At 73.3% G+C, this 20,560-nt stretch carries 18 protein-coding genes and 1 pseudogene; 10 read left to right on the forward strand and 9 right to left on the reverse strand.

The window, feature by feature from the left end:
- The first annotated feature begins 5 nt into the window (after positions 1-5).
- Both ABD990_RS03700 and ABD990_RS03705 read left to right on the forward strand, forming a co-directional pair.
- Positions 6-1,298: a D-arabinono-1,4-lactone oxidase gene (locus ABD990_RS03700; protein WP_345378316.1), complete on the forward strand. Its 1,293-nt coding sequence runs from the start codon at positions 6-8 to the stop codon at positions 1,296-1,298.
- Positions 1,299-1,359: 61 nt separating this feature from the next.
- Positions 1,360-1,641, forward strand: a complete 282-nt coding sequence (locus ABD990_RS03705) for a hypothetical protein (protein ID WP_345378317.1) — start codon at positions 1,360-1,362, stop codon at positions 1,639-1,641.
- Positions 1,642-1,653: 12 nt separating this feature from the next.
- Here ABD990_RS03705 and ABD990_RS03710 read toward each other — a convergent pair whose 3' ends face one another.
- A complete protein-coding gene (locus ABD990_RS03710; protein WP_345378318.1) occupies positions 1,654-2,070 on the reverse strand; it encodes an ester cyclase in 417 nt (138 codons plus the stop codon).
- A gap of 192 nt (positions 2,071-2,262) precedes the next feature.
- Here ABD990_RS03710 and ABD990_RS34280 point away from each other — a divergent pair.
- Positions 2,263-2,586: pseudogene (locus ABD990_RS34280) on the forward strand (pentapeptide repeat-containing protein); the annotation flags it as partial.
- A 329-nt stretch (positions 2,587-2,915) separates the two neighbouring features.
- On the opposite strand, the gene ABD990_RS03715 reads toward ABD990_RS34280, so the two are convergent.
- Together ABD990_RS03715 and ABD990_RS03720 are read right to left on the reverse strand one after the other, a co-directional pair.
- A complete protein-coding gene (locus ABD990_RS03715; protein ID WP_345378319.1) occupies positions 2,916-3,302 on the reverse strand; it encodes a hypothetical protein in 387 nt (128 codons plus the stop codon).
- A complete protein-coding gene (locus ABD990_RS03720) occupies positions 3,299-3,796 on the reverse strand; it encodes an NADPH-dependent FMN reductase (protein ID WP_345378320.1) in 498 nt (165 codons plus the stop codon). Before ABD990_RS03720 ends, ABD990_RS03715 begins: the two co-directional genes overlap by 4 nt.
- A 760-nt stretch (positions 3,797-4,556) precedes the next feature.
- On the opposite strand from ABD990_RS03720, the gene ABD990_RS03725 reads away from it, so the two are divergent.
- The 3 genes from ABD990_RS03725 to ABD990_RS03735 all read left to right on the forward strand — a co-directional run bounded on the left by ABD990_RS03725 (position 4,557) and on the right by ABD990_RS03735 (position 8,496).
- Complete coding sequence (locus ABD990_RS03725) at positions 4,557-4,916, forward strand: bifunctional 3-phenylpropionate/cinnamic acid dioxygenase ferredoxin subunit (protein ID WP_345378321.1); 360 nt, start codon at positions 4,557-4,559, stop codon at positions 4,914-4,916.
- Positions 4,913-7,336, forward strand: coding sequence for a GcvT family protein (locus ABD990_RS03730; protein WP_345378322.1), 2,424 nt, complete (start codon positions 4,913-4,915; stop codon positions 7,334-7,336). Before ABD990_RS03725 ends, ABD990_RS03730 begins: the two co-directional genes overlap by 4 nt.
- A gap of 71 nt (positions 7,337-7,407) precedes the next feature.
- Positions 7,408-8,496 (forward strand): aromatic ring-hydroxylating oxygenase subunit alpha, encoded by a 1,089-nt coding sequence (locus tag ABD990_RS03735; protein ID WP_345378572.1) that lies wholly within the window; start codon positions 7,408-7,410, stop codon positions 8,494-8,496.
- Between the two features lie 183 nt (positions 8,497-8,679).
- Here ABD990_RS03735 and ABD990_RS03740 read toward each other — a convergent pair whose 3' ends face one another.
- Positions 8,680-9,465, reverse strand: coding sequence for an IclR family transcriptional regulator (locus ABD990_RS03740; RefSeq protein ID WP_345378324.1), 786 nt, complete (start codon positions 9,463-9,465; stop codon positions 8,680-8,682).
- Positions 9,466-9,535: 70 nt separating this feature from the next.
- Here ABD990_RS03740 and ABD990_RS03745 point away from each other — a divergent pair, with 70 nt between their 5' ends.
- The 4 genes from ABD990_RS03745 (at position 9,536) to ABD990_RS03760 (ending at position 15,777) form a co-directional block, all read left to right on the forward strand.
- Positions 9,536-11,008 carry an aldehyde dehydrogenase family protein gene (locus ABD990_RS03745; RefSeq protein ID WP_345378326.1) on the forward strand — a complete coding sequence of 491 codons (1,473 nt, stop codon included), beginning with the start codon at positions 9,536-9,538 and terminating at the stop codon, positions 11,006-11,008.
- Positions 11,009-11,023: 15 nt separating this feature from the next.
- On the forward strand, positions 11,024-12,562 hold the full coding sequence (locus ABD990_RS03750) for an APC family permease (protein WP_345378328.1): 1,539 nt from the start codon (positions 11,024-11,026) through the stop codon (positions 12,560-12,562).
- Positions 12,559-14,151: a GMC family oxidoreductase gene (locus ABD990_RS03755; RefSeq protein WP_345378329.1), complete on the forward strand. Its 1,593-nt coding sequence runs from the start codon at positions 12,559-12,561 to the stop codon at positions 14,149-14,151. Before ABD990_RS03750 ends, ABD990_RS03755 begins: the two co-directional genes overlap by 4 nt.
- Before the next feature lie 117 nt (positions 14,152-14,268).
- Positions 14,269-15,777, forward strand: coding sequence for an AMP-binding protein (locus ABD990_RS03760; protein WP_345378330.1), 1,509 nt, complete (start codon positions 14,269-14,271; stop codon positions 15,775-15,777).
- Here ABD990_RS03760 and ABD990_RS03765 read toward each other — a convergent pair.
- From ABD990_RS03765 to ABD990_RS03785, 5 genes are all read right to left on the reverse strand, one after another.
- Positions 15,774-16,520, reverse strand: coding sequence for a helical backbone metal receptor (locus tag ABD990_RS03765; RefSeq protein ID WP_345378331.1), 747 nt, complete (start codon positions 16,518-16,520; stop codon positions 15,774-15,776). The two genes, ABD990_RS03760 and ABD990_RS03765, sit on opposite strands and share 4 nt — an antisense overlap.
- A gap of 49 nt (positions 16,521-16,569) precedes the next feature.
- Positions 16,570-17,853, reverse strand: coding sequence for a TRAP transporter large permease (locus ABD990_RS03770; protein WP_345378332.1), 1,284 nt, complete (start codon positions 17,851-17,853; stop codon positions 16,570-16,572).
- Entirely contained in the window at positions 17,850-18,452 is a 603-nt protein-coding gene (locus ABD990_RS03775) for a TRAP transporter small permease (protein WP_345378333.1), read from the reverse strand. Before ABD990_RS03775 ends, ABD990_RS03770 begins: the two co-directional genes overlap by 4 nt.
- On the reverse strand, positions 18,452-19,489 hold the full coding sequence (locus tag ABD990_RS03780) for a DctP family TRAP transporter solute-binding subunit (protein WP_345378335.1): 1,038 nt from the start codon (positions 19,487-19,489) through the stop codon (positions 18,452-18,454). The genes ABD990_RS03775 and ABD990_RS03780 overlap by 1 nt, the downstream gene beginning before the upstream one ends.
- 87 nt (positions 19,490-19,576) lie before the next feature.
- The gene (locus ABD990_RS03785; RefSeq protein WP_345378336.1) at positions 19,577-20,497 is read right to left on the reverse strand and encodes a LysR family transcriptional regulator; all 921 of its coding nucleotides are present in this window, start codon (positions 20,495-20,497) and stop codon (positions 19,577-19,579) included.
- Between the last annotated feature and the right edge of the window lie 63 nt (positions 20,498-20,560).

Here is a 20,560-nt window from a genome sequence, read left to right on the forward strand (position 1 = left end):
CGGCCGTGACCTGGTCGAACTGGGCCGGCAACCAGCGCACCCGACCCGTCCGGGTCGTCGAGGCGCGAGACGCGGGCGAGGTCGCCTCGGCCGTGAAGGCCGCCGCCCGGGAGGGCCTGCGGGTCAAGGCGCTGGGCAGCGGCCACTCGTTCACCGGGATCGGACTGCCCGACGGCGTGGCGGTCCGGCCGCCCGCCGATCCGCGGCTCACCCTCGACGGCGACCTCGTCACGGTCCCCGCGGGCGTGCGGCTGCGCGTGCTCAACGCGCTGCTCTGGCAGCACGGCCGGGCACTGCCCAACCTCGGCGACGTCGACGCGCAGACGATCTCCGGCGCGATCTCCACCGGCACGCACGGCACCGGCGCGCGGTACCGGGGGATCGCCGCGCAGGTCCGCGGCCTGGAGATGGTGCTGGCGGACGGGTCGGTGCTGCGCTGCACGGCCGAGGAGAACGGCGACGTGCTGCACGCCGCCCGCGTCGGGCTCGGCGCGCTGGGCGTGCTCACCTCGGTGACCCTGGAGACCGTGCCCGCGTTCCGGCTGCACGCCGTGGAGCGGGCGGTGCCGCTGGCCGAGGTCCTGGACGGGCTCGACGAGCTCGCCGCCGCGAACGACCACGTCGAGTTCTACTGGTTCCCGCACACCCAGATCGCGGTGCTCAAGCGGAACAACCGCACGGAGGCGGACGGGCCCCGGCGTGCCCGGGTGACGGAGTGGGTCGGCGACGAGCTGCTCGGCAACGCCGGGTTCGCGACGGCCTGCGGGCTGGGCGCCCGGGTCCCGGCGCTGGTGCCGCGGCTGAACCGGCTGATGGCGGGGCGGATGGCCGCGCCGGAGTACGTCGACCGTTCCTACCGGGTCTTCTGCAGCCCGCGGCGCGTGCGCTTCCTGGAGATGGAGTACGCGGTGCCCCGTGAGGCGCTGGGGGAGGCGTTCGCCGGGCTGCGGACCGCCGCCGCACGCCACGCGCAGGAGGTGACGGTGCCGGTGGAGGTGCGGATCACGGCGGGCGACGACATCCCTCTGTCGACGGCCGTCGGCCGCGACACCGCCTACCTCGCGGTCCACGTCGCGCGGGGGCGCCCGCACGAGGCGTACTTCGGGGCCGTCGAGGCGGTGATGACCGCGCTCGCCGGGCGCCCGCACTGGGGCAAGCTGCACAGCCGGACCGCCGCGCAGCTCCGCGGCCTCTATCCCGGTTTCGACGCGTTCGTCGCGCTGCGGGACCGGCTCGACCCCGAGGGCCGCTTCCGCAACGCCTACCTGGACCGTGTACTGGGCGTTCCCGAGCTGTGAGACGTGTCCGAAATTGAGATTCCGCTTGTTTTGTAGGGGTGGCCAGGGGTAGCTGTTAGACATGGCTAACGCGAGGCCGGCGGTCCGGGAGTTCCGGGCGCTCCGCCGGGCCTGCCTGGCACCGTCCGCCCCTCCCGTCCAACGGTTGCGGCGCCGCGTCGCCGAGCCCTCGGTCCGGCTCGCCGTGGTCGCCGCGGTGGTGATGGTGGTGCTCGCCGGAGGCCTCCTCGCGGCCGTGTCGGCCGGCGCGCCCGCCGCCCTCGTCCTCGGCCTCTGCGTGGCGGCGCTGCTGGTCCGGCCGCTCGCCGTGCTCCGCCACCGCCGCGCCGCCGGCCGCCGCTGACGGGTCGACTCGCTACCCGAGCGGCGGCATCACGCCGCAGCGCTGCAGCCAGCCGAGCCAGTCCCCGAAGTGCCAGACCTCGATCGGCACGTCGTCGTACCAGTGGATGATGTGCGCGCCGGTGGCCTCCGTCGCGAGGCCGGTGGGAGCGAGCGGGAGCAGCGGGGACGCCCCGGTGAACGTGGCGGAGCAGCTCCACCGGGCGGTGGTCGTGCCGCCGTCGCGCGTCTCCTCGTGGATGGTGAGCGCGAAGTCCGGGAAGGCCTGGTGGAAGCCGCTGATCAGCTGCTTCAGGCCCGCCCGGTCCATGTCCTCGAAGGGCGGCATGTGGTAGGCGACGTCGGCGGGCAGGAGCTCGTCGAGGACGTCGACCTTGCCCGTCCGCCAGACGTCGCCGAAGCGGGAGAAGAAGTCGGTCTGCGAGGACATGACACCCCCTGCGGAGTCGCGCCGGTGGAGCGTGGAGCCGTGCCGGCGTCGCGCGGTCGCGTGCCGGGCCGCCCACCGTCCTCGCGCCGGTCGGGCAGGTCAAGCGGCGCTCGGCCCTTGCGGAAGGCGCCCGGGCTCGGTGCTGCAGGTACAGGGCCCGGCCACCCCCGCGCCCGCCGGTAACGTCGCGGGGTGGCCCGCCGGACCCGTACCGCCAAGACCCGCCCCGACCCGCCCGACCTCCCGTCGTCCTACGACGCGGCGACGGGGCCGCCGGAGCCGGGGGACCTGTGGGACGGGATCGAGGCCGGGCCGGACCTCGTCCTGCCGGAGCACGTCGCGGACCTGCGGCTGCACGAGTGCCGGTTCTCCGGCGTCGACCTCGCCGGGCGCACGCTGGGCGGGCTGCACCGTCGCGACACCGAGTTCCACCGCTGCGACCTCTCCGGCGCGGTGCTCGACGACGCCGTGTTCACCCGGGTCACGTTCACTGACTGCCGGTTCACCGGCGCCGAGCTGAACGGCGCGGGGCTCAACGACGTCCGGATCTCGGGCTGCCGCGCGGACCTGGCCCGGCTCCGGATGGCGACCGGCACGTTCCTGCACGTCGAGGACACGTCGTTGCGGGGCGCCGATCTCTACCGCTTCACCGCGCGCGACTGCGCCTTCCTGCGCTGCGACCTCGGCGAGGCCTCGCTCGAGGACGCCCGGCTGGGCTGGCACGGACCTGCACGGCTCGACCGTCGACGGGCTCCGCGGCCCGCTCGCGCTGCGCGGCCGCCGGATCGGGCCCGACCAGCTCGTGCCGGTCGGGGCCCTGCTGCTCGCCGCGCTGGGCGTGGAGATCACCGACCGGCGCTGAGGCCCCCGCCCGGCTGCCGGGGCGGCCGGGGCGTCTCGTGCAGGATCGCCGACACACGCTGCCGGCTGACCCCGAAGAGCTTGCCGATCCGGGTGATCGACACCTCCTCGCGCTGCAGTGCGCGGGCCTCCTCGCGGCGGAACCGGCCGCCGACGGTCCCCAGGTCGTCGAGCGCGCGGGTGAGCGCCTCGACCACCAGCGGGCGCTCCTCCTGGGCGACGATCTCGTGCCAGCTCAGCCCGCTGGCGCGCAGCCGCTCGAGCTGGTCGACGCGCCGACGGGCCTCGGTGAGGTCGGTCAGCGTGCGGTCGAGCTGGGCGCCCAGCTCGCGGAGGGCCTGCACGGCGGGATCGCGGACGGCATCGGTCACCGCAGCGCCATCAGGGCGGTCGCCACCGGCTTCCAGCGCTCGGCGTAGGCCTCGAGCTCCGGCGCCTCGGACCAGGTGGCGTCGATCAGGTACAGGCCCGGGAGGGCGCACGTGCCGCCCAGCTCGGACAGCACCGGCTTGAGGGTCAGGTCCGGCGCCATCGCGTGCCCCGGCCCGGCGCCCAGCATCAGCGGCACGGCCACGACGTCCTGCAGCCCGGTGCCGCCGGCGAACTGGTCCAGGAAGAGCTTGAGCAGGCCGGTGTAGGTGGCCTTGAAGGTCGGGCTGGCGAACACCACCAACGAGGACGCCTGCACGGTCTTGACGGCCGCGGCGACGGCCTCGTCGCCCCAGCCCAGCAGGCCCGGGCCCAGCTCGACGAGGTCGATCACGTGGTCGGGGGCGGCGCCGGTGAGCTTCTCGGCCAGCGCGGCGCCGGCCTGGAGGGTGCGGCTGGCGGGCTTCGGGTTGCCGACGACGACGGTGACGGTCACGTGCGCTCCTGCTCTCGATCTCCGGTGGTCCTCGGAATCAGCATCGCATCCCGGCGACCCGGCGCGCGCCGCCCACCGATCGACGACGCGCGTCCACCGCACGGCCGGGAACCGCCGGACCGGGCACGGCGAAGGGTGGGCGCGGGCCCGCGCCCGGCGTGAGCAGCGGCGTCGCGCGGACGTCGACCCGGGGCACGGCCCTCACCCGGCCGTGGCCACGTGTGCACGCCCGTCACCCTTTTGAGACCGTGTGGGTGTCCGCCCCCAGTCCGCACGTATCTCGGGAGACGCACGTGAAGAACCTCGGACGCGCACTCGGCAAGTTCAGCGCCGGCCTCCTCGACGCCCTGGGCATCCTGGGCGGCTGGAACCGGGGCCGCCGCGCCCGCTGAGTCCGGCAGGCCTGCCCGGCCCGGCACGTCGACCGGCCGGGCGGGCCCTCCCGGTCCGTCCCGCGAGTCTCCCCCGCACTTCTCCCGGGCCTCCCCGACGCCCCTCACCGAGCCCCGGGCGTGGACATTCCTGCCCGCCGCACCGCCCCGCCCGCGGGTAGGGCGCCACCCGGTGTTGCTCGCCCGTCCGGCCCAGCGCCTGTTACCGCGCCGTTTCGGGTTCGGATCGAATCCGGACATCGTGTTCCGTGTGTCGTCACACCCTTGACAGTGGGCGACGTCTGGCCTCAACTTGTTGCGTGTGATGCTGCGTGTTCCGCAGTACGCACAGCCCCCGCCTGTCACCCCGGCATCCGAGGACGCGGCACATGAACTACGCCTGCCAGCTCGCCGATCTCCCGCGCGGCGCCTCCCTGCGACTCACGGACCTTCCCGGCAGTCCGCCCGTCGCCCTCTTCCACACGGACGACGGCGAGCTCTTCGCCGTCGACGACACCTGCACCCACGCCGACGCCTCCCTCGCCGACGGGTTCGTCGAGGACTGCGCCGTCGAGTGCCCGCTGCACGCCGCGATCTTCGACCTGCGCACCGGCGAGGCCGACGGTCTCGTGGCGCAGTACCCGGTCCGCACGCACACCGTGGTGATCGAGGACGGCGCGGTCTACCTGCAGCTGTCGGAGAAGATCCCGCACCTGCCCGCGGGCGCGCAGCGGTACGTCGCCTCATGAGCCGGCCGGGATCCCCTCGCGTCGTCGTCATCGGGTCCGGGGTCGTCGGAGCCGCCGTCGCCGACGAGCTCACCGGACGGGGCTGGACGGACGTGACCGTGCTGGACCGGGGCGCCCTGTCCCTGCCCGGCGGGTCCTCCTCGCACGCGCCCGGGTTGGTGTTCCAGGCGAGCCCCTCCCGCACCCTGGCGCGGTTCGCGAAGTACACCGTCGAGAAGATGTCCTCCCTCGACCTCGACGGGCAGTGGTGCTTCAACCAGGTCGGCGGCCTGGAGGTCGCCACCGAGCCGGCCCGCGTCGACGAGCTGTGGCGCCGGCACGGGTTCCTGAGCTCGGTGGGCGTGGAGTCGACGGTCGTCGGTCCGGACGAGTGCGCCGCGCTGCACCCGCTGGTGCCCGCCGACCGCGTGCTCGCCGGCCTGCACATCCCGACGGACGGGTTGGCCAAGGCGCCGCGGGCGGTCGAGGCCCAGGCACGGCGGGCGATCTCGCGCGGCGCGCGGTTCCTCGGCGAGCAACGTGTGGTGGAGGTGCTGCGGGACAAGGGCCGGGTGACCGGGGTCCGGACGGAGACCGTCGGCGGGCGGGGCGACACCTTCCCGGCCGACGTCGTCGTGCAGTGCACCGGGTTCTGGGGGCCGCTGACCGGGGCGCTGGTCGACCTGCCCACCCCGCTGTTGCCGATGGCGCACCAGTACGCCCGCACCGCGCCGGTGCCCGGGCTGCGGGACCTCGGGACGCAGGAGGCGGCCGCGCCGATCCTGCGCCACCAGGACCGCGACCTGTACTTCCGGGAGCACGGCGAACGCCTCGGCATCGGCTCCTACGCCCACCGCCCGATCGCGGTCGACCCGGCGAACCTGCCGACGCACACCGAGATGCCGTCGTCGTTCGACTTCACGGCCGAGGACTGGGCGCCCGCCTACGCCGACGCGCAGGCGCTGCTGCCCGCCCTGCAGGGCGTCGGGATCGAGCACGGCTTCAACGGCGTGTTCTCCTTCACCGCCGACGGCATGCCGCTGCTCGGCGAGCACCCCGACCTGCGCGGGTACTGGGTCGCCGAGGCCGTGTGGGTCACGCACTCCTGCGGCGTCGCCCGGGCGCTGGCGGAGTGGCTGGTCGACGGGCACCCGTCGCTCGACGTCCACGCCTGCGACCTCAACCGCTTCACCGAGGCCCAGCGCTCGCCGGGGTACGTGGCGCAGCGGGCCGCGCGGAACTTCGTCGAGGTGTACGACATCCTGCACCCGCTCGACCCGCCGGCCGGGCCCCGCCCGATGCGGACCAGCCCCTTCCACCTGCGCCAGCAGGAGCTCGGTGCGGTGTTCACCGAGATCGGCGGCTGGGAGCGGCCGCTGTGGTTCGAGTCCAACGCGGGGCTGCCCGAGGTCGCCCGGATCCCCGGCCGCGGGGAGTGGGCGGCGCGGCACTGGTCGCCGGTCGCGGGGGCCGAGGCGCTCGCGACGCGGGACCGGGTCGGGCTCTTCGACATGACCCCGCTGACCCGCGTCGAGGTGTCCGGGCCCGGCGCCTGCGCCTTCCTCGACGGCCTGACCAGCAACAAGGTCGACGTCGCGGTGGGCCGGGTCGTCTACACGCTCATGCTCACCGAGAGCGGCGGGGTGCTGTCCGACCTCACCGTGACCCGGCTGGGGGAGGAGCTGTTCCAGGTCGGGGCCAACGGCGAGGTGGACGTCGACCGGCTGCGGCGCCTCGCCCCGGCCGGGGTGTCCGTGCGCGACGTGACCGCCGGGACCTGCGGGGTCGGCCTCTGGGGTCCGCGCGCGCTCGACGTCCTCTCGGCGGTGAGCACGGACGACCTGTCGTTCGGCTACTTCCGGGCCCGCCGGATCCACGTCGGCGCCGTCCCGGTGCTCGCGCTGCGCGTCTCCTACGTCGGCGAGCTGGGCTGGGAGCTCTACACCACGGCCGACCAGGGCCTCGCGCTCTGGGACGCGCTCTGGGCCGCCGGTTCCGAGCACGGCATGGTCGCGGCGGGCCGGCACGCCTTCACCAGCCTGCGCCTGGAGAAGGGCTACCGGGCCAGCGGCGTGGACATGACCAGCGAGGACCTGCCCGCCGAGGCGGGACTCGCGTTCGCGGTCAAGCCGGGGGACTACCCCGGCGCCGCAGCCGTGTCGGCCGACCCGCGCCGCCGGCTGGTCCCCGTCCTCCTGGACGACCCGACGGACGTCGTCATGGGCGCCGAGCCGGTCTACTCCGGCGACACCGCCGTCGGGTACGTGACCAGCGCGGCCTACGGCCCCACGATCGACGCCGGCATCGCCTACGCCTGGCTGCCGGCCGACCTCGCCGCCCCGGGCACCCCGGTCGCCGTCGAGTACTTCGGTGCCCGGCTGCCCGGCGTCGTCGCCGCCGAGCCCCTGTTCGATCCCGAGGGGAAGCGTCTCCGCCCGTGACCGCACTCGAGCAACCCCCGGTCACCGCCCCGAGGGTCGGCTCCGCGGGCTCCGCCTCCGCCGGCAGCCTCGTGCCCACCCTGCCGGGGCACTGGTACACCGATCCCGCGATCTTCGAGGCCGAGCAGGAGCGCATCGTCGAGGCGGGATGGGTGTGCGTCGCCCTCTCCGCGGACCTCGCCGAGCCCGGGGCGTACCGGACCGTGCAGGTCGGCCGGGAGTCTGTCGTCGTCGTGCGGGGGCGGGACCGGGCGGTCCGCGCCTTCTTCAACGTCTGCCGGCACCGCGGCGCGCGGCTGTGCGTCGAGCCGGAGGGGAAGGTCCGCAACAAGCTGCAGTGCCCGTACCACGCGTGGACCTACGACCTGGCCGGCAAGCTCATCGCCGCGCCGAACCTGACGCAGATGCCGGACGTCGACCGCATCGGGTACGGCCTCGTGCCCGTCGCGGTGCGGGAGTGGATCGGCTACGTGTGGGTGTGCGTGGCGCCGGAGCCCCCGTCGTTCGAGGAGGAGGTGATGGGGGCGGTGGTGACGCGGCTCGGCGATGTCGAGTCGATCGACCACTACGGCATCGAGGGGCTCGCGCTCGGCCGGCGGATCTCCTACGACGTGGCGGCCAACTGGAAGCTCGTCGTCGAGAACTTCATGGAGTGCTACCACTGCGCGACGATCCACCCCGAGCTCACCGAGGTGCTCCCGGAGTTCGCCGACGGGTACGCCGCGCAGTACTACGTGGGGCACGGCGCCGAGTTCGGCGAGCAGGTCCGGGGCTTCACGGTCGACGGCTCGGCCGGGCACACCCGCATCCCCGGGATCGCCGAGGACCAGGACCGCAGGTACTACGCCATCACGATCCGCCCCGGCGTGTTCGTGAACCTCGTGCCCGACCACGTCATCGTGCACCGGATGACGCCGGTCGCCGCGGACCGGACGCTCGTGGAGTGCGACTGGCTGTTCCTGCCCGAGGTCGTACGGTCCGGTGTGGACCTGGACCGCTCGGTGGAGCTCTTCCACCGGGTCAACGCGCAGGACTTCGCCGCCTGCGAGCGCACCCAGCCCGCCATGTCCAGCCGCGTCTACGCCCACGGCGGCGCGCTGGTCCCCAGCGAGCACCACATCGCCGAGTTCCACCACTGGGTGCAGGCCCGCCTGGCCTGATCCCTCGACACATCTCGGTGACCGGGACGCGCGCGCGGCCCGGGCACGCATGATCGTCGGTCGTGGAGCGGGACGGTCGAACTCCGACCGGTCCCGTCCATGTTCGACGATCATGGGCACGTGTCGGGCGCGGTCGGCGCCACTGCCGGAAGGTGGGGCCGTCCGTCGTGAGCGGGCGTCGCCCTACTCCCACCACCCCATCCTGCGGCTGATGTCCCGGGCGGCCTCGAGGACGGTGGGGGCGAGGTCGTCGAGGCGCTCCGGCGGGAGGCGGTAGCTGGGGCCGGAGAGGGACAGGGCGGCGACGACCCCGCCGCTCTGGTCGCGGATCGGGGCGGCGACGGCGTTCAGCCCGATCTCGTACTCCTCGACGACGACCGCGTACCCCGCCCGGCGGACCCGCCCCAGGTCGGCGTCGATCGCGTCACGGGTCGTGAGGGTGTTCTCGGTGAACCGCTCCGGGTGCTCGAGGACGTCCTTGAGCAGCGGGGTCAGGTCCGCCGGCTCGAGCCAGGCGATCAGCGCCTTGCCGCTGGAGGTGCAGTGCAGCGGGGTGATGCGCCCGATCCAGTTGTAGGTCAGGACCGTCGACGGGCCGCGGGCCTGGTGGACGTTGACGGCGTGCCGGCCCTGCAGCACGGCGATGTTGACGGTCTCGCCGAACTCCTGGGCCAGCCGCTCGCAGGACTCCCGGCCCAGCCGCGTGACGTCGAGCCGCCCGGACACCGCCCCGGCCAGCGGGATCAGCCCGAACCCGAGGGTGTACTTGCCGCGGTCCGTGGCCTGCTCGACGAGCCCCCGGTCCTCCAGCGCGCCGAGCAGCCGGAACGCGGTGGACTTGTGCACGTCGAGCTCCCCGGCCACCTCGCTGACCCCGGCCTCCCCGCGGCGGGCCAGGATCTCCAGGACGGTGATGGCGCGGTCCACGGACTGCACGCCTCCGTCCCGCGCGCGCTCCGTGTTGCCCATGACGGAACTATAGGGGCCGAAATGCCCGGTCTGCTTGACCCTGTACAGGGTTCGGAGCACGCTTCGCGCCGTGCCTGACCTCTTCGTCGACGGCGTGTGGACCTCCGGATCCGGCGGATCCGCGCAGGTGGTGAACCCTTTCGACGCCTCGGTGGTGCGGTCGGTGGACCAGGCCGCGGCGGCTGATGTGGACCGTGCGGTGGCCGCCGCCCGCCGGGCCTTCGACGACACCTCCGGGGCCTGGCGCACCACGGAGGCCCCGCAACGCGGCGCCCTGCTCCACCGGATCGCCGACCTCCTCGTGCGCGACAAGGAGGAGATCGCGCACACCGAGACCCTCGACACGGGCAAGACGCTGACCGAGAGCCGTATCGACGTCGACGACGTCACCGCGGTCTTCCGCTACTACGCCGACCTCGCCGACAAGGACGCCGGACGGCTGGTCGAGACCGGGATCCCGGCCGTCGTCAGCCGGGTCGTGCACGAGCCGGTGGGCGTGTGCGCCCTGGTCACGCCCTGGAACTACCCGCTGCTGCAGCTGTCGTGGAAGGTCGCGCCCGCCCTCGCCGCCGGCAACACGATGGTGATCAAGCCGAGCGAGGTCACCCCGCTGACCTCGATCCACCTCGTGAAGCTGTGCGAGGAGGCCGGGGTGCCCGCCGGCGTGGTCAACATCGTGCTGGGCGACGGGCCCACCGTCGGCGCCCCGCTGACCGGGCACCCGGACGTCGACATGGTCAGCTTCACCGGCGGCCTGCAGACCGGGAAGGCGATCATCCGCGCCGCGGCCGAGACGATCAAGCGCACCGCGGTGGAGCTCGGCGGCAAGAACCCGAACATCGTCTTCGCCGACACCGACTTCGAGGTCGCCGTGGACTACGCCATGCTCGCGGTGTTCCTGCACTCCGGGCAGGTGTGCTCGGCCGGTGCGCGGCTGATCGTCGAGGACACCCTGCACGACGACCTGGTCGCCGAGATCGCCCGCCGCGCCGCCCGGATCCGGCTGGGCAACGGCCTGGAGGAGGGCGTCGAGGTCGGGCCGCTGGTCTCCGAGGCGCACCGGGCGAAGATCGAGGGCTTCGTGGCGTCGGCGCGGGAGGAGGGTGCGACGATCGTCTGCGGCGGCGCCCGCCCGGACGACCCCGGCCTGGCCAAGGGCTTCTTCTACCTGCCCACCGTGATCACGGACGTCCGGCGCGACATGCGGGTGATCCGGGAGGAGACCTTCGGGCCGATCCTCACCGTGGAGCGGTTCAGCACCGAGGAGCAGGCGCTCGAGCTGGGCAACGACACCGAGTACGGCCTGGCCGGGGCGGTGTTCACCCGGGACATGGGCCGCGCGCACCGGGTCGCCTCCGCGCTGCGGCACGGCACCGTGTGGATCAACGACTACCACCCGTACGTGCCCGGTGCGGAGTGGGGCGGGATGAAGCGGTCCGGCAACGGCCGCGAGCTCGGGCACGCCGGCCTCCACGAGTACCAGGAGGCCAAGCACGTCTGGCACAACACCGCCCCCGCGCCGCAGGGGTGGTTCAAGGGCTGAGCACCGGAGGCCTGTGTGAGCACGACCGAGAACGAGCAGCACGACCACGGACTCTCCGAGTTCGGCTACAGCCAGTCGCTCGACCGCAGCATCGGCAAGTTCGCCAGCTTCGCCGCCGGCGTCAGCTACATCTCGATCCTCACCGGCACGTTCCAGCTCTTCTACTTCGGCTTCGGCTTCGGCGGGCCGATGTACTGGTGGTCCTGGCCGATGGTGTTCGCGGGCCAGATCATGGTGGCGCTGTGCTTCGCCGAGCTCGCCGGCCGCTACCCGGTCGCCGGGTCGGTCTACAACTGGTCCAAGCGCCTGGCCGGCCCGACGACGTCCTGGCTCGCCGGTTGGATCATGTTCACCGCGTCCGTGGTCACCCTGACCGCGGTGGTGTTGGCCTACCAGGTCACGCTGCCGCAGATCTGGTCCGGCTTCCAGCTCGTCGGCGACGGCACCGGCGAGACGGACTTCGCCGTCAGCGCCGTGATCTGGGGCGCGATCCTGATCCTGTTCACGACGCTGGTGAACGCGTTCGGCGTGAAGCTGATGGCGCGGATCAACAGCACGGGGGTGTTCATCGAGCTGATCGCGGCGGTGCTGCTGGTGATCCTGCTCGGCGTGAACATCGTCAACCCGCCGTCGGTGCTGCTCGACACGAACGGGATCGGCGCCGGGCAGCCCGGCGGGTACTTCGCCGCGTTCCTCGTCGCGGCGCTGGCCAGCGCCTACGTGATGTACGGCTTCGACACCGCCAGCTCGCTGGGTGAGGAGACGGTCGACCCGCGGCGGACCGCGCCGACCGCGATCCTGCGTGCCGTGATCGCCTCGTTCGTGATCGGCGGGCTGATCCTGCTCTTCGGCATCCTCGCCGCGCCGGACCTGGCCGACCCCGCCCTCGGCGAGAACGGCGGCGGCCTGCAGCTGATCGTCATCCAGGCGCTCGGCTCCACCCTGGGCAAGATCTTCCTGGTTACGATCATCGTCGCGATCACCGTCTGCGCGCTGGCCGTGCACACGGCGGCCATCCGGCTGATGTTCGCGATGGCCCGCGACAACGCGCTGCCGGGCGGCGCGCGGCTGGCGCGGATCGACCCGAAGCGCAAGACGCCGGTCGTCCCGGCCGTCCTGATCGGCGTGGCGTCGGTGCTGATCCTGGTGGTGAACATCGGCTCGCCGGCGATCTTCACCGCCGTCACCAGCGTCGCGATCATCATGATCTACCTGGCGTATCTGCTGGTCACGGGCCCGATGCTGCTCAAGCGGCTCCGCGGCGAGTGGCCGGGTCCCGACGCGCGCACGAGCGGCTACTTCTCGCTCGGCCGGCTCGGCCTGCCGATCAACATCCTGGCCGTGCTGTGGGGTGCGGCGATGGCGCTGAACCTGGCTTGGCCGCGGGCCGACGTTTACGGCGAGGGCGTCCTGCGCTGGATCGCGTTCATCTTCATCGGGGCGGTGGCGTTGATCGGGTTGCTGTGGTTCCGGCTCAAGGGCCGCCACCAGCTCGGCACCCTGCCCGAGCACATGGCCGAGCAGATGAAGCAGATGGAGGGGGAGCTGCCGTGACGGGGATCCACATCGGGGAGGCGCCGGGCGCCGGCGAGGCCGGCACGTTCGACTACGTGGTGGTCGGCGGGGGCTCGGCGGGCTGCGCGCTCGCGGCCAGGCTGTCCGAGGACCCGTCGGTCACGGTGTGCCTGCTGGAGGCCGGCCCGTCGGACGTCGGGGACCCGGCGATCCTGCGCCTCGAGGACTGGATGTACCTGTTGGACTCCGGCTACGACTGGGACTACCTCGTCGAGCCGCAGGAGCACGGCAACTCCTTCCTCCGGCACGCCCGGGCCAAGGTGCTCGGCGGCTGCTCCTCGCACAACTCCTGCATCGCGTTCTGGACCCCGCGCGAGGACCTCGACGAGTGGGCGTCCCTGGGCTGCGACGGCTGGACGGCCGACGAGTGCTGGCCGCTCATCCGCCGGCTGGAGACCAACGACGGCCCGTGGGAGGGGCACGGCCGCTCCGGCCCGGTGAACCTCATGCAGATCCCGCCGGACGACCCGTGCGGCGTCGCGATGCTGGAGGCGTGCGCGGCGGTCGGGATGCCGACGGTCCGGTTCAACGAGGGTGTCACGATCACCGAGGGCGCCGGCTTCTTCCAGATCAACTCGTTCCCGGACGGCACGCGGGCGTCGGCCTCGGTCAGCTACCTGCACCCGGTCATGGGCACCCGACGGAACCTCGAGGTCCGCACGGACTCGTGGGCCTCCCGGGTGCTGTTCGACGGCCCCCGGGCGACCGGAGTCGAGTACCAGCGCGGGATCGGGCCGGGCCGCCAGATCGTGCGGGCGAGCCGTGAGGTGATCCTGTCCGCGGGCGCGATCGACACCCCGAAGCTGCTCATGCTGTCCGGGATCGGGCCCGCCGAGCACCTGAAGGACTTCGGGGTGGAGGTGCTGGTGGACGCTCCCGGCGTCGGGGCGAACCTCGACGACCACGTCGAGGGCCTGGTCATGTGGGAGGCCGCCCGCCCGATGGTCGACCGGTCCACGCAGTGGTGGGAGATCGGGCTGTTCCACTGCACCCGGCCGGGCCTGGACCGGCCGGACCTGATGATGCACTACGGCTCCGTGCCCTTCGACCTCAACACGGTGCGCTGGGGCTACCCGAGCACGGACAACGGCTTCTGCCTCACCCCGAACGTCACCCGCGGCCGGTCCCGGGGCACGGTGCGGCTGCGCAGCCGGGACTTCCGCGACCGCGCCCGGGTCGACCCGCGCTACTTCACCGACCCCGAGGGCCACGACATGCGCGTGATGACCGAGGGCATCCGGCTGGCCCGGCGCATCGCCGAGCAGCCCGCGCTGAAGGAGTGGGTGGCCCACGAGCTGGCGCCGGGGCCCGAGGCCGTGCGCGACGACGAGATCGAGGACTACGTCGTCAGGACGCACAACACCGTCTACCACCCGGCCTGCACGGTGAAGATGGGCCCGGCGACGGATCCGAAGGCTCCGCTGGACCCGCAGCTGCGGGTGCGGGGGGTGGAGAACCTGCGGGTGGCCGACGCGTCCGTGCTGCCCTTCCTGCCCGCGATCAACCCCAACATCACCACGATGATGGTCGGCGAGAAGTGCTCCGACCTGCTGAAGGCGAGCCGGTAGGAGCGGGCACGGCGAGGGCGCCGGCGAGGACCGCGCCACGGGGACCCCGTGGGCCGTCCTCCTGGCGCCCGTCGGCGACCTTGCCGCACACCCCGGTCGTGAGCGATGCTCACGAGAATGCCGAGCAGCGCCGCCAGTCCCGCCAGTCCCGCCAGTGCCGTCAGTGCCGTCAGCACCGTCAGCACCGCTCTCGCCGTCCGACTGCGCGAGCTCGCCGCCGCCGGGCCGGACCGCCCCGCGCTGACCGACGAGCGCGGCGGCGTCACCCGCCGGGAGCTCGACGAGCGCTCCACCCGGCTCGCCCGCCGCTTCGCCGGGCTCGGGGTCGGGTACGGGGACTTCGTCTCCATCGCGCTGCCGAACGGGATCCGGCACGTCGAGTGCTCGCTGGCCGCGTGGAAGCTCGGTGCGGTGCCGCAGCCGCTGTCCCACCGGCTCCCGCCCGCGGAGCTCGCCGCGCTGGTCCGGATCGCCGACCCGGCCCTGGTCGTGGGGCTGGACCCGGGCGACGGGCGGCCGTGGCTGGCCGGGGACGAGGACCTGTCCACCGGCGACGCGACGCCGCTGCCGGACGTCGTCGGACCGTCGTGGAAGGCGCCCACCTCGGGCGGCAGCACCGGCCGCCCCAAGCTGATCGTGGCGGGGCAGCCGGCGAGCGTGGAGGCCGTGCTCGCGCGCGCCCCGCTGCTGCGGATCGACCGGGACGGGGTGTTCCTGTCCACCGCGCCGCTCTACCACAACGCGCCGTACATGTTCTCGCTGATGGCGCTGCTGCAGGGCCACCACGTCGTCCTCATGGGACGGTTCGACGCCGCCCGCGCGCTGGACCTCGTCGCCGCGCACCGGGCGACGTGGCTGTACGTGGTGCCGACGATGATGGGCCGGATGCTGCGGCTGCCCGCCGAGGTGCGGGAGGCCGCGGACCTGTCGTCGCTGCGGACCGTGCTGCACGTCGGCGCGCCCTGCCCGCCGCACGTGAAGCGGGGCTGGCTGGACTGGGTGGGGCCGGAGACGGTGATCGAGCTGTACTCGGGCACCGAGGCGCAGGCGAACTGCATGATCGACGGCCGGGAGTGGCTGGAGCGGCCCGGCTCGGTCGGGCGGGTGCAACGCGGGCGGATGAGCGTGCGCGGCGAGGACTTCCGCGAGCTCCCGCCGGGCGAGGTCGGCGAGATCTGGATGCGGCCGGACGGGGAGGCGACGACCTACCGGTACATCGGCGCCGAGGCGCGCGAGCGCGACGGGTGGGAGTCGTTGGGGGACATGGGCACCTTCGACGCGGACGGCTACCTCTACCTCGCCGACCGGCAGACCGACATGATCCTGGTCGGCGGCGCGAACGTGTACCCGGCGGAGGTCGAGGCCGCGCTCTGCGAGCACCCGGCGGTGCTGTCGGCCGCCGTGATCGGTCTGCCCGACGAGGACTACGGCAGCGTGGTGCACGCGATCGTGCAGGTCGCGGGGGAGCAGCCGGGGGAGGAGGAGCTGCGCGGGTTCGTGCGCGGCCGGCTCGCCCCGTACAAGGTGCCGCGGACGGTCGAGCTCACCGCCGAGCCCCTGCGCGACGACGCCGGCAAGATCCGCCGCAGCGCCCTGCGCGAGGCCCGCCTCCCGCAGGCGTCCTAACCCCGCAGGGCCTCCGGCAGCACCCGCGCGGCCTCCACCAGGCTCGGCCCGTACCAGGTCAGCAACCGCCCGCTGACCAGCACGGACGGAGCGGTGAAGGCCTCCGGGCCGTCGTCGGCGGTGAAGAGGTAGGGCTCGTCCGGCAGCACGACGAGGTCGTGCGCGGGCAGGTCGGCCGGGTCGAACCGCGGGTAGCGCTCGGGGGAGTCGGCGAGCACGTTGTCCACGCCGAGCCGGGCGAGCACCGCGCCGGTGAAGGTGTCCGAGCCGCAGGCCATCCACGGCCTGCGCCAGATCGGGACCACCGCGCGGCGCCGCTCGGCCGGCTCGGGCAGGGCGGCCCACAGGCGGCGGGCCTCGGCGAGCCACACCGGCTCGTCGAACCCGCAGGCGGCGAGCATGCGGCCGAGCGAGTCCAGCCCGCCGTCGACGGTCCGGATGTCGGTCACGTAGACGGCGAGCCCCGCGTCGCGCAGGCGCTGCAGGTCGCCGGGCCTGTTCTCCTCCTGGTTGGCCAGCACCAGGTCCGGCTCGAGCGCGACGATCGCCTCGACGTCGGGGTTCTTGGTGCCGCGCACCCGCGGCACGTCGAGGCCCTCGGGATGGGTGCACCAGTCCGTCGCGGCCACCAACCGGGAGACGTCCGTGGCCCCGACCGCCTCCGTCAGCGACGGCACGACGGACACGATCCGCTCGACCTTCGCCGGCACGTCGACGGCGCGGCCCTCGTCGTCGACCGTCACGAGTCGATCACCACGGGGTCGATCACCGTCCGCATGCCGCCCAGGCTAGTCACTCCACGAGGGCGAGGCTGATCACCGGGACGAAGGTGACGATCAGCAGGGCCACCAGCAGGACCCCGGCGCTGGGCAGCGCCGCGCGCGCCACCCGCAGCACGCTCATCCGCGAGATCCCGCTGGCCACGAACAGGTTCAGGCCGAGCGGCGGCGTGATCATGCCGATCTCCAGGTTCATCACGATGATGATCCCGAGGTGGATCGGGTTGACACCCAGCTCCGTCGCGATGGGGAAGAGGATCGGGGCGAGGATGAGGATGGCGCTGGAGGTCTCCATGAAGCAGCCCACGATGAGCAGCAGCACGGTGACCAGGAGCAGGAACTGCCACGGCTGCAGGTTCAGGCCCAGCAGCGCGCCCGTCACCTCGCCCGGGATCCGCTCGTAGGTCAGCACGAAGGAGAACAGGATGCCGTTGGCGATGATGAACATGACCATCGCGGACGTCCGGGCCGAGCGCAGCAGGATCGGCCCGATGTCGCGCCACGACAGCTCGCGGTACACCAGCAGGCTGACCAGCAGCGCGTAGAACACGGCCATGGCCGCGGCCTCGGTCGGGGTGAAGAAGCCGCCGTAGATGCCGCCCAGCACGAACGCGGGCAGCAGCAGCGACAGGATGGAGTCCCGGAAGGCGCGGACCTTCTCGGCCCGCGTCATGTCGACGGCGTCGGCCCCCGTCCCGTAGCCCCGCCGCCGGGCCACGACCACGACCATGACCAGCAGGAACGCCCCCGCCAGCAGGCCGGGCAGGATCCCGGCGAGGAACAGGTCGCCGATCGAGGTCTCGGTCGCGATGCCGTAGACGATCAGCGGGATGGACGGCGGGATGAGGATTCCCAGCGACCCGGACGTGGCGATCAGCCCGGTCGAGAAGTCCCGGCCGTAGCCCGCCCGGATCATCGCGGGGATCAGCAGGGTGCCGACGGCCACCACGGTCGCCGGGCTCGAGCCGGAGATCGCGGCGAAGAAGACGCAGGACAGCACGGCCGTCATCGCCAGCCCGCCGCGGTACCCGCCGACGGCCGCGAGCCCGGCCTCGGTCAGGCGCCTGCTGATCCCGCCCCGGCTCATGATCGTGGCGGCGAGGACGAAGAACGGGATCGCGACGAGCGGGAAGCTGTTGAGCGCGTTGGTGAGGGTCTCCGGGACCTGCGTGAGCGGGATGGTCGTGAAGTAGAAGAAGTAGAGGAAGGTCGTGAGCCCGAGCGCCACGGCGATCGGCGCCGAGGACAGCAGCAGCACCACCAGGGTGACCAGGAGGGCGATCGCGGCGGCGCTCATCGGCCGGCCTCGCCGCGGCCCGGGCCGTCGTCCGTGGGCCCCTCGTCCGGTGGGCGCCCGATCGCGCCCTCGGCCTCCAGCTCCGCGGCCTCCTCGGCCTCCCGTTCGGCCGTCCGCGCGGGGTAGGGATCCCGGCCCGAGAGCATGCGTGAGGCGATCTCGCAGGCGCGCAGGAACATCAGCGTGAAGCCGACCGGGACCGGGAGGGTCGCGAGCCAGAGCGGCAGCTTCAGCGCCGGGGTCAGGGTCAGCCGGGCGTACGGCTCGGCGAGGACCAGCCAGGCGAAGGCGCCGACGATGCCGAGGTAGACCAGGGTGACCGCGATCCCGATCAGCGCCAGCACCCGCTTGCCGCGCTCGGACAGGAACAGGGCCACCAGGTCGACGTTGACGTGCTCGTCGTAGCGCAGGGTCACCACGGCGCCGAGGAAGGTCGAGGTGATCACGAGGAGGATCACGGCCTCCTCGGACCAGAACAGGATCTGTCCCGTGGTCGTGCGCAGCAGCACCGCGACGATCGCGACCAGCGCGGCGAGCCCCAGCGACCCGGCCGCCAGCACGTTCTCGACCCGGGTGAGGACACGGTCGAAGGCCGCCATCACGCACCGCCCGCCCGGCGCTGCGCCAGCAGCTCGTCGACGACGTCCCGGCCGATGACGTCCGCCTGCTCGTCCCACACCCGGGGGACCACCGAGGCCTCGAACGCGGCCCGCTGCTCGGGCGTGAGCTGCACGATCTCCGTGGTGCCGGCCTCGGCGATCGTCTTCTTCGCCTCCTCGTTGAGCTGGGCGGCGACCTCGCGGTTGTACCGGGCGGACTCCGTGGCCGCCTCACGGACCACCTGCTGCAGGTCCGGCGGGAGCTCCTCGAAGAACGGCCGGTTCACGGTGAGCACGTAGCCGACGTAGCCGTGGTTCGACTCGGTGATGTACCGCTGCACCGTGTGCATGTTCTGCGACTCGATGTTCGACCAGGGGTTCTCCTGGCCGTCGATGAGCCCCTGCTGCAGGGCGTTGTAGACCTCGGCGAAGGCCAGCGGGGTGGACTGGGCGCCCCAGGCGGCGAACTGGGCGCGCAGGACGTCCGACGGCTGGATGCGGAACCGCAGGCCCGAGAGGTCCTCGGCCGCCGTCATCCGGGTGTTCGAGGACAGCTGCTTGAGGCCGTTGTCCCACAGCTCGAGCACCAGGATGTCGCGGCGGGCCAGCTCGGGGTTGCCGAAGATCGCGCGCCCCACGGCGGTGTCCGGGGAGGCGACGCGCGGGATGTCCTCGACGTCGCGGAACAGGAAGGGCAGGTCGAGCACCTGCAGCGCGGGGGCGATCGTGGTGAACTTCGCGCTGGCCGGGGCCAGCATCTGCACCGCGCCGGACTGGAGGGCCTGCAGCTCGTCCTCGTCGCCGAAGAGCTCGGAGTTCGGATAGATCTCGACGGCGATCCGGCCGCCGGAACGCTGCTCGACGATCTCCTCGAACCGCTGGGCCGCCTTGCCCTTCGGCGTCTTGGCCGTGACGACGTGGGAGAAGCGCAGCACGTACGTGTCGCTGCCGCCCGCCTGCCCGGCGCCGCGAAGCCCGCAGCCGGCGAGGAACACGCACAGGACCGCGAGCAGCCCTCCGATCGCGCGACGCCGCATACCCGACCCTCCTCACCGAGGACGGGACGCCGGAATGCGGCGCCGTCGCCCATTCCGGACGGAAGGTAGGAAGCGCCGGAGAGGCTGTCAAACGCTGGCGAACAGCGGGGCGTCCCGGTCCAGCAGGAACCGGCGCAGCGCCCGCACCGGCGCGCTGGCGGGCCGGTCCCGCGACCACACCACGCCGATCACGCGGCTCGTCCGCGGGCTCGTCACCGGGAGTTCGACGACGCCGGGTGGCGGCTCCCGGTGTGACACCGGCAGCAGGGCGACGCCCAGGCCCGCCCCGACGAACCCGCGCAGCGTCGCGGTGTCGCCGCCCTCGAAGGCCAGCCGCGGGGTGAACCCGGCCTCCCGGCACCAGGCGTCGACGATGGTCCGCAGGCCGTACCCCGGCAGGAAGCCGACGAAGGCCTCGCCCGCGGCGTCGGCCAGCGGGATGCCCTCGCGGCGGGCGGCCAGCGGGTGGTCGGCGGGCACCGCGAGCCGCAGCTCCTCCTCGCCCAGGGGCTGCGCGGCGAGCCCGGCCTCCTCGGGCAGCGGGGAGGTGAGCGCGAGGTCGGCCTCGCCGGCCCGCAGCCGCTGCAACAGGACCGCGTGCGCATCCTGGACGAGGTCGAACCGGATGCCGGGGTGCCGCGCGCGGAACTCGCCGATCACCCCCGGGACGACATCGGCGCCCAGCGTCGGCAGGAAGGCCAGCGTGACCCGGCCGCGGACGCTGTCGACCTCGCCGGCCAGCTCGCGGGCCCCGGTGGCCAGCTCGGCGAGGGCGCGTTCGGCGTAGCGCAGCAGCAGCCGGCCCTCGCGGGTGAGCCGCACGGAGCGGCCGCTGCGGACGAATAGCGAGGTCCCCAGCTCCCGTTCGAGCCGGGCGATCCCGCGGGAGAGCGTGGACTGCGGCACACCCAGCTCGTCCGCCGCGTGCGTGACGTGCTCCGCCCGCCCGACCGCGACGAACCAGCGCAGCCGGGGTGCGAGCGCGGTCAGGAGCACCGGCTCATCCACTCCTGCATCATCGCACGGGCTCTCTTGCATTGGACGCATACTGCCCCCGGTCGTACGGTCGTT

The sequence above is a fragment of the Pseudonocardia yuanmonensis genome, assembly GCF_039542425.1.
GTDB lineage: Bacteria > Actinomycetota > Actinomycetes > Mycobacteriales > Pseudonocardiaceae > Pseudonocardia > Pseudonocardia yuanmonensis.

Coding starts and splice junctions, on each gene's coding strand:
- ABD990_RS03730 (WP_345378322.1), top strand. CDS start 4,913: ATGAGCCGGCCGGGATCCCCTCGCGTCGTCGTCATCGGGTCCGGGGTC.
- ABD990_RS03770 (WP_345378332.1), bottom strand. CDS start 17,853: ATGAGCGCCGCCGCGATCGCCCTCCTGGTCACCCTGGTGGTGCTGCTG.
- ABD990_RS03705 (WP_345378317.1), top strand. CDS start 1,360: ATGGCTAACGCGAGGCCGGCGGTCCGGGAGTTCCGGGCGCTCCGCCGG.
- ABD990_RS03725 (WP_345378321.1), top strand. CDS start 4,557: ATGAACTACGCCTGCCAGCTCGCCGATCTCCCGCGCGGCGCCTCCCTG.
- ABD990_RS03775 (WP_345378333.1), bottom strand. CDS start 18,452: ATGGCGGCCTTCGACCGTGTCCTCACCCGGGTCGAGAACGTGCTGGCG.
- ABD990_RS03710 (WP_345378318.1), bottom strand. CDS start 2,070: ATGTCCTCGCAGACCGACTTCTTCTCCCGCTTCGGCGACGTCTGGCGG.
- ABD990_RS03760 (WP_345378330.1), top strand. CDS start 14,269: ATGCCGAGCAGCGCCGCCAGTCCCGCCAGTCCCGCCAGTGCCGTCAGT.
- ABD990_RS03740 (WP_345378324.1), bottom strand. CDS start 9,465: ATGGGCAACACGGAGCGCGCGCGGGACGGAGGCGTGCAGTCCGTGGAC.
- ABD990_RS03780 (WP_345378335.1), bottom strand. CDS start 19,489: ATGCGGCGTCGCGCGATCGGAGGGCTGCTCGCGGTCCTGTGCGTGTTC.